11 protein-coding genes are annotated in these 12,986 nt (G+C 68.9%); 4 read left to right on the top strand and 7 right to left on the bottom strand.

Features of this window, described 5'->3' with window-relative positions; translation table 11 throughout:
- Nucleotides 1-74: 74 nt before the first annotated feature.
- The 3 genes from FB390_RS14470 to FB390_RS14460 form a co-directional block, all read right to left on the bottom strand.
- Nucleotides 75-1,496 carry a vWA domain-containing protein gene (locus FB390_RS14470; RefSeq protein ID WP_246124019.1) on the bottom strand — a complete coding sequence of 474 codons (1,422 nt, stop codon included), beginning with the start codon at nucleotides 1,494-1,496 and terminating at the stop codon, nucleotides 75-77.
- A gap of 145 nt (nucleotides 1,497-1,641) precedes the next feature.
- Entirely contained in the window at nucleotides 1,642-2,523 is an 882-nt protein-coding gene (locus tag FB390_RS14465) for an AAA family ATPase (RefSeq protein ID WP_141809425.1), read from the bottom strand.
- 104 nt (nucleotides 2,524-2,627) lie between these two features.
- On the bottom strand, nucleotides 2,628-3,992 hold the full coding sequence (locus tag FB390_RS14460; RefSeq protein ID WP_141809424.1) for a DUF2252 domain-containing protein: 1,365 nt from the start codon (nucleotides 3,990-3,992) through the stop codon (nucleotides 2,628-2,630).
- 481 nt (nucleotides 3,993-4,473) lie between these two features.
- Here FB390_RS14460 and FB390_RS14455 point away from each other — a divergent pair, with 481 nt between their 5' ends.
- Nucleotides 4,474-4,767, top strand: coding sequence for a hypothetical protein (locus FB390_RS14455; protein ID WP_141809423.1), 294 nt, complete (start codon nucleotides 4,474-4,476; stop codon nucleotides 4,765-4,767).
- A 64-nt stretch (nucleotides 4,768-4,831) separates the two neighbouring features.
- Here FB390_RS14455 and ilvC read toward each other — a convergent pair whose 3' ends face one another.
- From ilvC to FB390_RS14440, 3 genes are read right to left on the bottom strand one after another with little or no spacing between them, the layout of a single operon-like run.
- Nucleotides 4,832-5,833, bottom strand: coding sequence for a ketol-acid reductoisomerase (ilvC, locus tag FB390_RS14450; RefSeq protein ID WP_185757241.1), 1,002 nt, complete (start codon nucleotides 5,831-5,833; stop codon nucleotides 4,832-4,834).
- Nucleotides 5,834-5,884: 51 nt separating this feature from the next.
- Complete coding sequence (gene ilvN / locus FB390_RS14445) at nucleotides 5,885-6,388, bottom strand: acetolactate synthase small subunit (protein WP_067781857.1); 504 nt, start codon at nucleotides 6,386-6,388, stop codon at nucleotides 5,885-5,887.
- On the bottom strand, nucleotides 6,385-8,319 hold the full coding sequence (locus FB390_RS14440) for an acetolactate synthase large subunit (RefSeq protein WP_141809421.1): 1,935 nt from the start codon (nucleotides 8,317-8,319) through the stop codon (nucleotides 6,385-6,387). Before FB390_RS14440 ends, ilvN begins: the two co-directional genes overlap by 4 nt.
- A gap of 348 nt (nucleotides 8,320-8,667) precedes the next feature.
- Here FB390_RS14440 and FB390_RS14435 point away from each other — a divergent pair, with 348 nt between their 5' ends.
- The 3 genes from FB390_RS14435 (at nucleotide 8,668) to FB390_RS14425 (ending at nucleotide 11,910) form a co-directional block, all read left to right on the top strand.
- A complete protein-coding gene (locus tag FB390_RS14435) occupies nucleotides 8,668-9,249 on the top strand; it encodes a PH domain-containing protein (protein WP_141809420.1) in 582 nt (193 codons plus the stop codon).
- A 478-nt stretch (nucleotides 9,250-9,727) separates the two neighbouring features.
- Nucleotides 9,728-11,569, top strand: a complete 1,842-nt coding sequence (gene ilvD, locus FB390_RS14430) for a dihydroxy-acid dehydratase (protein WP_141809419.1) — start codon at nucleotides 9,728-9,730, stop codon at nucleotides 11,567-11,569.
- 86 nt (nucleotides 11,570-11,655) lie between these two features.
- Entirely contained in the window at nucleotides 11,656-11,910 is a 255-nt protein-coding gene (locus tag FB390_RS14425) for a hypothetical protein (RefSeq protein WP_141809418.1), read from the top strand.
- Nucleotides 11,911-12,131: 221 nt separating this feature from the next.
- On the opposite strand, the gene FB390_RS14420 is transcribed toward FB390_RS14425, so the two are convergent.
- Entirely contained in the window at nucleotides 12,132-12,974 is an 843-nt protein-coding gene (locus FB390_RS14420) for a DoxX family protein (RefSeq protein ID WP_141809417.1), read from the bottom strand.
- Nucleotides 12,975-12,986: the final 12 nt, after the last annotated feature.

Here is a 12,986-nt window from a genome sequence, read left to right as displayed (position 1 = left end):
AATAGCTTCGAACTCACTTGTGTCTCAACATCTCCACATGTGTCAGCACGTCAAACGACGTCGCGCGACCCCGGTTACAGCACTACGCAGGAGAGGCGGGAGATTACCTCGGTCAGCTGGCGCACGTTGCGGCACTCGTGCATGGTGACGTGCTCGGCGTAGGTCGATGCCGCGGAGTCGCCGGTGGACCAGGAGCGGGCGGGTTCGGGGTTCAACCAGTGGGCGTGTTTGGCTCGGTCGGTCATTGCTTGCAGGGCAGCAAGATTCGGGTCGGTGCGGTTGGTGCGGGCGTCGCCGAGGATGAGGAGGGAGGTGCGGGGGCCGAGGATGTCGAGCTGGGTGTCGGCGAAGGTGCGGAAGGCTTCGCCGTAGTTGCTGCTGCCGAAGCGGGAGACGCTGGCCTCGCGGATGATTCGGGCGGAGAGGCCGGGCTGCGGTGGTTCGCCGGGGGTGAAGAAGCCGGTGATCTCGTCGCAAGTGTCGATGAAGCCGAAGCTGCGGACTTTGCTGAATTGGTCTTGCAGGGCTTGGACGAGTTGGAGGGTGAACTCGGCGAAGCCGGTGACGGAGCCGGAGAGGTCGGCGAGGACGACGAGGTCGGGGCGGCCGTGTTTGCGGGCGCGCAGCACCGGGTCGACGGGGACGCCGCCGGTGGCCATGGAGCGGCGCAGGGTGCGGCGCATGTCGATCTGGCCGCGGACGGCCTTGCGGCGGCGGGCTGCGAGGCGGGTCGCGAGTTTGCGGGCCAAAGGGTTGACGAGGCGGCGCATCTCGGCGAGGTCTTGTTCGCGGGCACCGAGGAAATCGATTCGGTCCGTTGCCGTTTCGACGCCGCGGCGGGCGATGTAGTCGGTGCCGCGTAGGTCGGCGGAGCGGAGGCGGGCCTGGGTTTGGACGGCGGTGCGGAACGAGCGCAGCCTGCGTTGGGCCTCGATGGTGTGGACGGCGGAATCGAGTTCGCCCGCGCCACCCATGCCGGCGACGACACGATCCAGAAGTTCTTCCGGGCGAAGGGCTTTCATGGTCTGGTACGAAGACCAACCGGCACCCGACGCGGTGGTGACGGGCCGCGACGATTGACCCGCGCCGCCCGCGCCGCCGTAACCGCCCAGCTCGGTGAGGGATTGGCTCGCGAGTTCGGCGAGCGCGGCCTGATCGTCGGCGGCCAGCGCCGCGGCGAGCCGTTCGCGCAGCGTCTCGACGGACTCGGGAACCGTTGCGGGCTCTGGCCGTTCGGCGGTCAGGAAATAGAGATCGAAGAGCTGGTCGAAGACGGCGCGTTGGCCGTTGCGGCGCAGCAGGCAGGCGGCCAGACCGGAGCGCAGGCGTTCGCGGTTCTCGACGCCGAGAGCGACGATCGCCGACGCGGCGTCGACGGTTTCGCTGGGGCCCGCGTGGATTCCGTGTTCACGGAGGAGGCCGACGAAGTCGACGAGACGATCGGTCAGCGTTTCGCTCGACCCGGGTCGAAAGTCGTGTCGAGGGGACGCACTCACCCTGCCCGCCCTTTCCGCTGCGGACCGCCCGCTAGCGTACGGAAGGTCCCGCCTCGCTTCGAAGCCACGAATCTCCGGCCGCTGACGGCGATTCGACCAACCGGCTCCACACGTTGTCGGACAACGGCTTCGGCGCCACAACCGTTCATCGCCGGTCGCTCTCCGGTTCGGACAACGCCAGCCGCTCGACCGCGATCCGGTGGTCGGCTTGGTATTTCAGCAGCACGCCGAGCGTCGAGCGCACCACCCCGTTGGTCAGGTTCCGCGCCCCCAACGCGACCAAAGTCTTCGCCCAATCGACGGTCTCGGCGATCGACGGCGCCTTGCGCAGCGGCAACTCGCGCAGCGCGCCGACCACCCGCACCACCGGCTCGCCGAGCGCCTCGTCCAGCTCCGGCACCTTCATCCGGACGATCGCGCGCTCGAGCTCGGCCGTCGGGTAGTCGATGTGCAGGTACAGGCAGCGCCGCTTCAGCGCCTCGGACAGGTCCCGGTTGGCGTTGGAGGTAACGATGACGAACGGCTTGCGGACCGCGGTGACGGTGCCGAGTTCGGGGATGCTGACCTGGAAGTCGCCGAGCACCTCGAGCAGCAGACCCTCCAGCTCGACATCGGCCTTGTCGAGTTCGTCGATGAGCAGCACGGTGGGGTCGGGGTTGCGGATGGCGGCCAGCAGCGGGCGGTCGAGCAGGAACTCCTCGGTGAAGACGTGATCGCGGGTTCGGTTCCAGTCCGCGCTGTCGGCGGCGGTGATGCGCAGCAGCTGCTTGGCGTGGTTCCACTCGTAGAGGGCGCGCGCCTCGTCGATGCCCTCGTAGCACTGCAGGCGGATCAGTTCCGCCTCGGTCGCCGCGGCCACGGCCTTGGCCAGCTCGGTCTTGCCGACGCCCGCCGGACCCTCGATCAGCAGCGGCTTGCCGAGGTGCCCGGCGAGGAACACGGCCGTGGCGATGTCCAGCGACGGCAGGTAGCCCGCGTCGGTGAGACGCCGGGCCACCTGGTCGACCGAATCGAAAAACCTACTCATCGGTAGCCAGTGTAGAAGGGCGTCACGGCGTCGCTCGCACGGACGGACCCGGTCCTCAGGCGCTCGGATCAGCAGCCGATTTCACGCGCCGGGCCAGGCGGCTCTCACGTCCCGGGCGCGGCGGCGCGCACGCGACCGGTCTCGATCGCCGCGAGCAACGCCTTGTGGTCGTGGAGTGTCTGATCCGCGTAGGCGAGGGCGAACTCCACCATCGCCCGGTCGAACGCGTCACCGGTGCCGAGGTAGGCGGCGATGGCGACGCGATCGCCGGAGCGGGCGTGGGCGCGCGCCAAGCTCTGCCCGCACAGCCTGGCGTAGTCGGCGAGCACCGGGCGGGACATGTTCTCGATCACCGCGGAGCCCTTCATGTCTCGCAGCTGGCGCCAGTAGTAGTGCCGCCCCTCGGGTCCGGTGGCCCAGCCGAGGAAGATGTCGCTGGCCGCCTGCGTGAGTCGTTGGCCGTGCACCACCCGGTGACCTTGGTGCCGGAACCGGCTCGGCGCGAGATGCGGGCTGAGCACGGACTCCTCGGCCTCCTTGACCTGGAGGAACAGCGGACCCGCCGTGTCGCGGTCGGCGAGCAGGACGATGAAGCAGCGGGTGCCGACGCTGCCGACGCCCACCACCTTCCGTGCGACGTCGACCAGCCGGTGCCGGTCCAGCAAGACGCGGCGCTCCTCCGGCAGGCTGCCGCGGTAGTCGGCGAACACCGCCGAGACAGCGTTCGCTTCCCGCTCCGCCAACGGCGTCACCAACGGCGGATGGTGCCGGATGCGCGGGATGCCGTCGGCGTCGGGCTCGGTGAGCTTGGCCAGCGCCTGCAAACTGGTGCGGGCGCGGGCCGCGTCGAGGGTCCGCTCGACGCTCTTGCGCCGCTTGGGTTTGCGAATCAACGCCGCGACTTCGTCGGCGTCGACCCGTTCGTACCAGACGGTCATCCCGTCGAGCCTGGCCAGCCTGCGCATCGACTCGCGATAGCCGCGGGCCGCGGCGAGTACGGCCTGTTCGGCGTCGGTGTCGGCACGCCCGTTCGCGCGCGCGGCCACCGCGACGCTGGCGACCAAGCGCTGCACATCCCACTCGAACGGACCGGGCAATGTTTCGTCGAAATCGTTCAGGTCGAACACCAGCGAGCGTTCCGGCGAGGCGAACAGGCCGAAGTTCGACAGGTGCGCGTCGCCGCACAGCTGCACGGTCAGTTCGGTGATCTCCGACGCGGCGAGGTCGGCGGCCATGATGGCGGGCGCGCCGCGCAGAAACGGGAACGGACCCGCGGCCATCCGCGCGTAGCGAATGGGCACGAGCTCCGGGACGCGGGTGGCGGCCTGGCGTTCCAGGACGGTAACCGGATCGATGCGGTCGGCCGGAGCCCGCCAGGCGCCGAGCGCGGAACGCGGGACCCGTTTGCGCGCCGCGCGTCCGAACGAGGCGCCGGCCGACCCTTGGGCAGCGGCGGACGAGATCGTCATTTGCCCAGTTTGATGCGCTGCAGACAGGGTGGCAAGGTTCGCAGGACCCGGCGGCGCGTCCGGAGCCCGGCACGGACCAGTCCGCAAGCGATCGCAGTTGCTCGAAAATTGCTTGGCCGACAAAGAACTTCGTCAGCGGCACAGCTCGCCGAACGCCGGACAAGCGATGGATGCCACTGCGGCCCAATGCCTGCGCGCATCCGGTCCGGGCGCAACCCCGGCCGCGCCCTCAGGGTATCCCCCGATCGGCGTAGTACTTCAGGCTGAAACTTTTCTCGAATGCCGATCGCCCAGTGACCTTTCGGCCCGAGTGGTGCAGAGTGTAGGCGTGCGGTCGCCGACGCGGCGGTATGTCCAGGGGGTCGCATTCCCGCGACGACGACGGCACGTCCTATCCCGACCCGTCCGCCCAGCTCAGGCGGACGGATCTCCGCGAGGGGATGGCGAGCGAGCGGTTCGCCGCAGAGTGAAAGGATTCACGTTGTCGACCACACGCAAGTCCGCGACCGGACGCATGCTGGCCCGAGTGGCCGTCGCAGGCGCGGTCGCCGCAATACCTCTGGCCGCCTTGGCCGTACCCGCATCGGCCGAGCCGGGCGCCCCCACCATCACCGAGGTCCGCCACCACCACCCCAAGGATTGCCACGGGAACTGGGGCTGGGATTTCTGGGACAACGACTGGAACCAGTGGGATCGCTGCGACGGCTGGCACAACAACGGCTGGCACGGCAACGGCCACTGGGGCTGGCCGCGCGGCTTCTTCGGTAGCAGCTAGTACCGGCTGACAACAGAACGGCCCGGCACCAACCAGGTGCCGGGCCGTCGTGTGCGTACGGCGATTACGCGGTCTCGGTGATCGGCCGGTCGACCCAGCTCATCAGGCCGCGCAGCTTGGCGCCGGTGACCTCGATCGGGTGCTCGGCGTTCTTCTTCCGCAGACCCTCGAGCTCCTTGTTACCGCCCTCGACGTTCGCGACGAGACGCTTGACGAAGGTGCCGTCCTGAATGTCCTTCAGGATCGCCTTCATCCGCTCCTTGGTGTCGGCGTCGATGACCCGCGGGCCCGACAGGTAGCCACCGAACTCCGCGGTGTCGGACACCGAGTAGTTCATCCGCGCGATGCCGCCCTCGTACATCAGGTCGACGATCAGCTTCAGCTCGTGCAGCACCTCGAAGTAGGCCATCTCCGGCGCGTAACCGGCCTCGACCATGACCTCGAAACCGGTCTTCACCAGTTCCTCGGTGCCACCGCACAGCACGGCCTGCTCACCGAACAGGTCGGTCTCGGTCTCTTCCTTGAAGGTGGTCTTGATGACGCCCGCGCGGGTGCCGCCGATGCCCTTGGCGTAGGACAGCGCCAGCGCCTGGCCCTCGCCCTTCGGGTCCTGGTCGATCGCGATGAGCGCGGGAACGCCCTTGCCGTCGACGAACTGGCGACGCACCAGGTGGCCGGGGCCCTTCGGCGCGACCATGCCGATGGTGACGTTCGCCGGGGGCTTGATCAGGCCGAAGTGGATGTTCAGGCCGTGGCCGAAGAACAGCGCGTCGCCGTCCTTCAGGTTCGGCTCGATGTCGTTGGTGAAGATGGACGCCTGCGCGGTGTCGGGCGCGAGCACCATGATCACGTCGGCCCACTCGGAGACCTCGGCCGGGGTGCCGACGGTCAGACCCGCCTCCTCGGCCTTGACCCGAGACTTGGAACCCTCAGCGAGACCGACGCGGACGTCCACGCCGGAGTCGCGCAGGCTCAGCGAGTGCGCGTGGCCCTGGCTGCCGTAGCCGATGACAGCGACCTTGCGGCCCTGGATGATCGACAGGTCGGCGTCGTCGTCGTAGAACATCTCGACTGCCACTTGGTTTCCCTTCTAGTGATTCTTGATAGGTCTGTTTGTCTAGCGCGTCGCGGTGATCGACTTGGGTCCGCGACCCACCGCCACGACACCCGACTGCACGATCTCGCGGATGCCGTACGGCTCGAGCATGCGCAGCAGCGCGTCCAGCTTGGACCGGGTTCCGGTCGCCTCGATGGTCAGCGCGTCCGGCGAAACGTCGATCACCTTGGCGCGGAACAACTGCACGGCCTCGATCACCTGGGTGCGCACGCTCGCGTCGGCGCGCACCTTGACCAGGATCAGCTCGCGCGCCACCGAGGCGTCGGCGTCCTGCTCGACGATCTTGATGACGTTCACCAGCTTGTTGAGCTGCTTGGTGACCTGCTCGAGCGGCAGGTCCTCGACCGTCACGACGATCGTCATGCGCGAGATCTCCGGGATCTCGGTGCCGCCGACCGCGAGCGACTCGATGTTGAACCCGCGGCGCGAGAACAGACTCGCCACCCGCGCCAACACGCCCGGCTTGTCCTCCACGAGGACACTCAGGGTGTGGGTGCTGCTCATGCGTCGGTCCCCTTGTTCTTGTCGTGCGCCATCGCCTCGTGGATCACCGCGGGCTCGGCGGCCTGCTCGTCCTCGTCGAACAGCGGGCGGATGCCGCGAGCGGCCATGATCTCGTCGTTGCTGGTGCCCGCGGCGACCATCGGCCACACCTGGGCGTCCTTGCCGACGATGAAATCGATCACCACCGGACGGTCGTTGATGGACTGCGCCTCGCGGATCGCGGCCTCGACGTCCTCTTCCTTCTCCACGCGGATGCCGTGGCAGCCCAGCGCCTCGGCCAGCTTGACGAAGTCGGGGATGCGCAGGGTGTGCGTGCCCAGGTCGGTGTTGGAGTAGCGCTCCTCGTAGAAGAGGGTCTGCCACTGCCGGACCATGCCCAGGTTGCCGTTGTTGATCAGCGCGACCTTGATCGGCACGCCCTCGACGGCGCAGGTGGCCAGCTCCTGGTTGGTCATCTGGAAGCAGCCGTCACCGTCGACCGCCCACACTTCCTTCTCCGGCGCGCCCATCTTGGCGCCCATGGCGGCCGGGACGGCGTAGCCCATGGTGCCGAGACCACCGGAATTCAGCCAGGTGCGCGGCTTCTCGTACTTGATGAACTGGGCGGCCCACATCTGGTGCTGGCCGACGCCCGCGCAGTAGATCGCCTCCGGCCCGGCCAGGCGGCCGAGCGCGTCGATGACGAACTCCGGCGACAGCGAACCGTCCTTCGGCGGGGTCCAGCCGAGCGGGTACTGCTTGCGCACGCCGTCCAGGTAGGACCACCACTCCGAGATGTCCAGCAGCGGAGCCTCGCCCGCGGCCGGGTCGGCCTTGAGGGTCTCGATCAGCTCGGTGATGACCTCACGGCAGTCGCCAACGATCGGGACGTCGGCGTGGCGGTTCTTGCCGATTTCGGCCGGGTCTATGTCGGCGTGGATCACCTTGGCGCCGGGCGCGAACGAGTCCAGCTGACCGGTGACGCGGTCGTCGAAGCGGGCGCCGAGGGTGATCAGCAGGTCCGACCTCTGCAGGGCCGCGACCGCGCCCACGGTGCCGTGCATGCCGGGCATGCCCATGTTCAGCTGGTGGCTGTCGGGGAACGCGCCGCGCGCCATCAGGGTGGTGACCACCGGGATGCCGGTCAGCTCCGCCAATTCCAGCAGCTCGGCCGAGGCGTCGGCCTTGATCACGCCGCCGCCCACGTACAGCACGGGGGCCTTGGCCTCCATGATCATCCGCGCGGCCTCGCGCACCTGCTTGCCGTGCGGCTTGGTGACGGGACGGTAGCCGGGCAGCCGCATCTCCGGCGGCCAGCTGAAGGTGGTCTGCGCCTGCAGCACGTCCTTCGGGATGTCGACGAGCACCGCGCCCGGACGGCCGGAGGCGGCCAGGTAGAACGCCTCGGCGATCATGCGCGGGATGTCGGCGCCGTCGGTGATCAGGAAGTTGTGCTTGGTGATCGGCATGGTGATGCCGGAGATGTCGGCTTCCTGGAAGGCGTCGGTGCCGATCAGGCCGCGGCCGACCTGACCGGTGATCGCGACGATCGGCACCGAGTCCATCTGGGCGTCGGCGATCGGCGTCACCAGGTTGGTCGCGCCGGGGCCGGATGTGGCCATACACACACCGACCTTGCCGGTCGCCTGCGCGTAACCGGTGGCCGCGTGACCGGCGCCCTGCTCGTGGCGCACCAGCACGTGGCGGACCTTGGTGGAGTCGAAGAGCGGGTCGTACACCGGGAGAATCGCGCCGCCGGGAATGCCGAATACGGTGTCGACGCCGAGCTCCTCGAGCGACCGGACGACAGACTGCGCGCCGGTGACCCGCTCGGGCGGGACCTGGCGGCGGTTCGCCGTGGTCGTCGGGTTGCCAGCGGGCGATGCCTGCTGAGTAGCCGAAGGCGCTGACCTGCGGGCCGAGGGCCCGGGCCGTGCGGTTGGTGCGCTCACCGTCTTCGTTTCCTAACTTGTCGTTCTTGACCCCGGACAACACTGCTGTGCTGGACACGGCCGGTCTTCGCGACCCACCGCGCCGGAAACTGCCCGAACACAAAAAAGCCCCCGACCAGCGCATGGCTGTTCGAGGGTGGCGCGTCGCAACGCGAGCTGACGTATTCGACCTAGGTAGTCAGGCTCAACGCTGGACGCGCCGGCCGATTACGAGCAACTCGTTTCGATTCACGCGCACGACGTTAAGCGGGCGTGAAGCGATGAGTCAAACAGATGACCCAGTGCGTCCCATTATGTGGGACTCCAGTGGTTGCTTGTGTCCGATTACCAGGATGCGAGGATGGTGGTGTGTCATCACCGCATCAGTCCGTGCCACCGGCTAAATCGTCCCATACCTCCGAGTCGGGATCGGATACGGGTCGGCCGGAGGCCAAGGTCATCCGCATTCAGCCGCTCGCCTACCTCGGCGTGGTCGTGCTCGCGCTGTGCGTGTTCTTGTTCTTCGTCGGCTGGCCCGCCGCCCTGTGGTGGCTGCTGGTGCTGCCCGTCGTAGTGGCCGCCTGGGTGGCGCGCACCCGGACCGTCGTCTCCGACGCCGGGTTGGACCTGCGCACGCTCTTCGGTTCGCGGCACATCGACTGGGACCAGATCAAGGGTGTGAGCATTCCCAAGCGCGGGTTCGTGCGCGCGCACCTGACCGACGAGTCGGAGGTGCGGCTGCCCGCGGTGAGCTACGACCAGCTGCGCACGCTGATCGCCGCGTCGAAGGGACGGCTGCCCGATCTGTTCGGCGCGGCCGCGGCGGCCGAGGCCGAGCGGGACGCGGAGGAGCGGGCGAGCGCGGAGTCGGCCGGAGACGCGAGCGAGGGGCCGACCGAAGGCGCGGAGTCGGCCGAGGCAGCGGAAAAGGATCGCAAGTCCGACGACTGAAAGCGCCGTAGGCCGGAGTCCGTCCGCGGCACGCTCGAGCCCAGAGCGAACGCGGAGGTGCGTACGGCCGGAGCGAATGCCGCGGTGGACGGTCGCTCAGACGACACGGCGTGCGCAGGCCTGGGAGTTCGCGGACGGTACGAGATCCGCTCGCGCACTGGGTGCTCCCGGCGCTTCGGAATATCGGCTGGACACGCGGCGCTAGTCTTGGCGTAGCCGCGCCGACGACGGACAACCGCCCGCGCGGCTGGACGGTTCGGGTACCGACACACACTCGATGACACCGTCCGCGCCGACGACCACCATCCGCGGCGACACGACGTACACGCGACGCGCGACACATCGACTACCGCGACCGGCGAGATCGGCCCGGCACCCCCGGGAGTACCGTGGAACAGCCGCCGAGCGAGTTCCGGGCACGCCGAGCGAACTCCGCGCAGTCGCACCACAGCCCCCGCGACCCCTTCGAGGACCACCCATGCCACCGCTTCGTTCACGCACCACCACCGCCGGACGCAACGCCGCAGGCGCACGCGCGCTGTGGCGGGCCACCGGCCTCACCGACTCCGACTTCGGCAAGCCGATCGTCGCCATCGCGAACTCCTACACCCAGTTCGTGCCTGGCCATGTGCATTTGAAGGACGTCGGCGAGATCGTGGCCGAGGCGGTCCGCGCCGCGGGCGGCGTGCCGCGCGAATTCCACACCATCGCGGTGGACGACGGCATCGCGATGGGCCACGGCGGCATGCTCTACTCGCTGCCCTCGCGCGAGATCATCGCCGACTCGGTCGAATACATGGCCAACGCGCACACCGCCGACGCGCTGGTGTGTATCTCCAACTGCGACAAGATCACTCCGGGCATGCTGAACGCCGCTATGCGGCTGAACATCCCGGCCGTGTTCGTCTCCGGCGGTCCGATGGAGGCCGGTAAGGCCGTCGTGGTCGGCGGTGTCGCCCAGGCGCCGACCGACCTGGTCACCGCGATCTCGGCCAGCGCCAACAGCAGTGTCACCGACGAGGGACTGGACGAGGTCGAGCGCAGCGCCTGCCCGACCTGCGGTTCCTGCTCCGGCATGTTCACCGCCAACTCGATGAACTGCCTCACCGAGGCGCTGGGTCTCGCGCTGCCCGGCAACGGGTCCACGCTGGCCACGCATGCCGCGCGCCGCGCGCTGTTCGAGAAGGCGGGCCGGGTGATCGTCGACATCGCCAACCGCTGGTACCGCGAGGACGACGCCTCGGTGCTGCCGCGAAACGTGGCCAACGCGAAGGCGTTCCGCAACGCGATGACGCTCGATGTGGCGATGGGCGGTTCCACCAACACGGTGCTGCACACCCTCGCCGCCGCGCAGGAGGGCGAGATCGATTTCGATCTGGGCACCATCGACGAGATCAGCCGCAAAGTGCCTTGCCTGTCCAAGGTTTCGCCCAACTCGGACTACCACATGGAGGACGTGCACCGGGCGGGCGGCATCCCCGCCATCCTCGGCGAGCTGCGCCGCGCCGGGCTGCTCGAAACCGACGTGACCACCGTGCACACCGCGAGCTTCGACGAGTGGCTCGATACCTGGGACATCCGCTCCGGCAAGGCATCCGACGAGGCCGTCGAGCTGTTCTACGCCGCGCCAGGCGGGGTCCGCACCACCGAGCCGTTCTCCACCGACAACCGGTGGTCCTCGCTGGACACCGACGCCGTGGGCGGCTGCATCCGCGACAAGGAGCACGCCTACACCGTCGAGGGCGGTCTGGTCGTGCTGCGCGGCAACATCGCGCCGGACGGCGCGATCCTCAAGACCGCGGGCATCGACGAGGACCTGTTCTCCTTCCAGGGCCCGGCCGTGGTCGTGGAATCGCAGGAGGAGGCCGTGTCGGTCATCCTCGGCAAGCAGATCAAGCCCGGAGACGTGATCGTCGTGCGGTACGAGGGGCCCGCCGGCGGGCCGGGCATGCAGGAAATGCTGCACCCCACCGCGTTTTTGAAGGGCTCCGGCCTCGGCAAGCAGTGCGCGCTGATCACCGACGGCCGCTTCTCCGGCGGCACCTCAGGCCTCTCGATCGGCCACATCTCCCCCGAGGCGGCCAGCGGCGGCGTGATCGCTCTCATCGAGAACGGCGACCAGATCCGCATCGACGTCGCCACCCGCGCCCTCGAAGTGCTCGTCGACGACGCCGTGCTCGCCGAGCGCCGCGCCAAGATGGAAGCCTCCGAGCGCCCCTGGCAGCCCGCCAACCGCGAGCGCCCCGTCACCACGGCCCTCCGCGCCTACGCCGCCCTCGCCACCTCCGCCGACAAGGGCGCCGTCCGCCGCGTCCCCTGACCGCCCACACGACGGTGGCCCCGGTTTCGCACCGGGGCCACCGTGAGTTCGGAACCCAGCCTGGCCGCCACACCTGGAGGAAGCTGATGTCGTTGGACCTGACGTTCTTCCGCTCGGAAAGCTCCCAGCGCCTGCGCGCCGAAGGGCGTGCCGAGGGGCATGCCGAGGGCCACGCCGAAGGTGTATGTGGGAGCATTCTCCGGGTGCTCGAGCGCCGCGGTGTCGAGGTTTCAGCAGAGGCTCACGACCGCATCGCGGCCTGCACCGATCGGGAGATGCTGCTCACCTGGCTGGATCGGGCGTTGGTGGTCACCGACGTCCGGGACCTGTTTCACGACTGACTTTCCAACCGCGACGGCGATTCGGTCTGCTCATACCGCCGCTCAGCGGATGGGTCGATCCGGTGGACCATGAAGGCGGAAGGTGCTGGCGCTCCGAAATAGGGCTCGCGACCAGTCCAGCCGCCACAACCTCTGACCAGACTCTTCTACGCATGAACTGAACGCGGAAGGCCCCCGGTTTCGCGCCGGGGGCCTTCCGCATGTCTGTGTCTTGGGCCGGTTCAGGCGAAGGGGCCGATGCCGGTGAGGGGGTTGCCGCCGTGGAGGTACCAGTAGGTGGCTGCGGCGGCGAGGAGGGCGGCCAGGAGGGCGGCGGAGGAGCCCCAGGCGGGGCGGGTGGACCAGCCGCGGTTGCGGTCGAGGGACCAGCGGCCGGGGCCGGTGAGGATGAGGGCGGCGGCGGTGCCCGCGAGGATCGTCTCGAGTTCGACGCCGGAGGGGACCGAGCCCTTGTACTGGAAGCCGGGGATCATGCCCTGCTTCCACGCCCACGCGGTGAGGATCACGGCGAGCACCGCACCCGCGGCGAGCGGGGTGGCGAGGCCGAGGATCAGCAAGATGCCGCCGCCGAGCTCGCCCGCGACGAGGAGGACGGTGGCGAGACTGGGGTGGTCCCAGCCGCCGTCGGCCATCATGTCGCGGGTGCCGTCCAGGCCGGGGCCGTGAAACCAGCCGGTGAGCTTCTGCAAGCCGTGATAGATGAAGGTGCCGCCGATCACCAGCCGGAGCAGGAACAAACCGAAATTCAAAGTGCCGCGCCGGTTTTCGGCCGTGCGGCGGCGCACCGCCTTGCTCGGCTCGTTCGGCGGATTGGCGGCGGGCGGGATGCTGGCGTAGGAGTACGCGGGCTCGCCGGCCTTGGTCTGCTCGACACTGGGCACGTCGGGATCGAGGCCGAGCTCGTCGTCGGTGCGCGGCACGTCGGCGGGACGCGGCTTGGTCACGTCCACCACGGGGAGCTGCTGGGTCGGCGAATCGTACGGGCTGGTCACCGGTTGACGGCCGGTGGCGGGCTGCTCGCCCGTGACCGGGCCGGTGGGAAGCTGATTCGGCTTGTCGCTCACGGGTTCACACCC

Origin of the sequence: Nocardia bhagyanarayanae (genome assembly GCF_006716565.1) — a bacterium.
GTDB classification, from domain to species: Bacteria; Actinomycetota; Actinomycetes; order Mycobacteriales; family Mycobacteriaceae; genus Nocardia; species Nocardia bhagyanarayanae.
The sequence above is the reverse complement of the archived record's forward strand: the minus strand, read 5'-3'. Positions and strand labels throughout refer to the sequence as shown.

Excerpts from the sequence above, each read along its gene's own strand:
- ilvN (WP_067781857.1), bottom strand. The coding sequence starts at position 6,388 with ATGAGCAGCACCCACACCCTGAGTGTCCTCGTGGAGGACAAGCCGGGC.
- ilvC (WP_185757241.1), bottom strand. The coding sequence starts at position 5,833 with ATGTTCTACGACGACGACGCCGACCTGTCGATCATCCAGGGCCGCAAG.
- FB390_RS14460 (WP_141809424.1), bottom strand. The coding sequence starts at position 3,992 with ATGACGATCTCGTCCGCCGCTGCCCAAGGGTCGGCCGGCGCCTCGTTC.
- FB390_RS14425 (WP_141809418.1), top strand. The coding sequence starts at position 11,656 with ATGTCGTTGGACCTGACGTTCTTCCGCTCGGAAAGCTCCCAGCGCCTG.
- FB390_RS14465 (WP_141809425.1), bottom strand. The coding sequence starts at position 2,523 with ATGAGTAGGTTTTTCGATTCGGTCGACCAGGTGGCCCGGCGTCTCACC.
- ilvD (WP_141809419.1), top strand. The coding sequence starts at position 9,728 with ATGCCACCGCTTCGTTCACGCACCACCACCGCCGGACGCAACGCCGCA.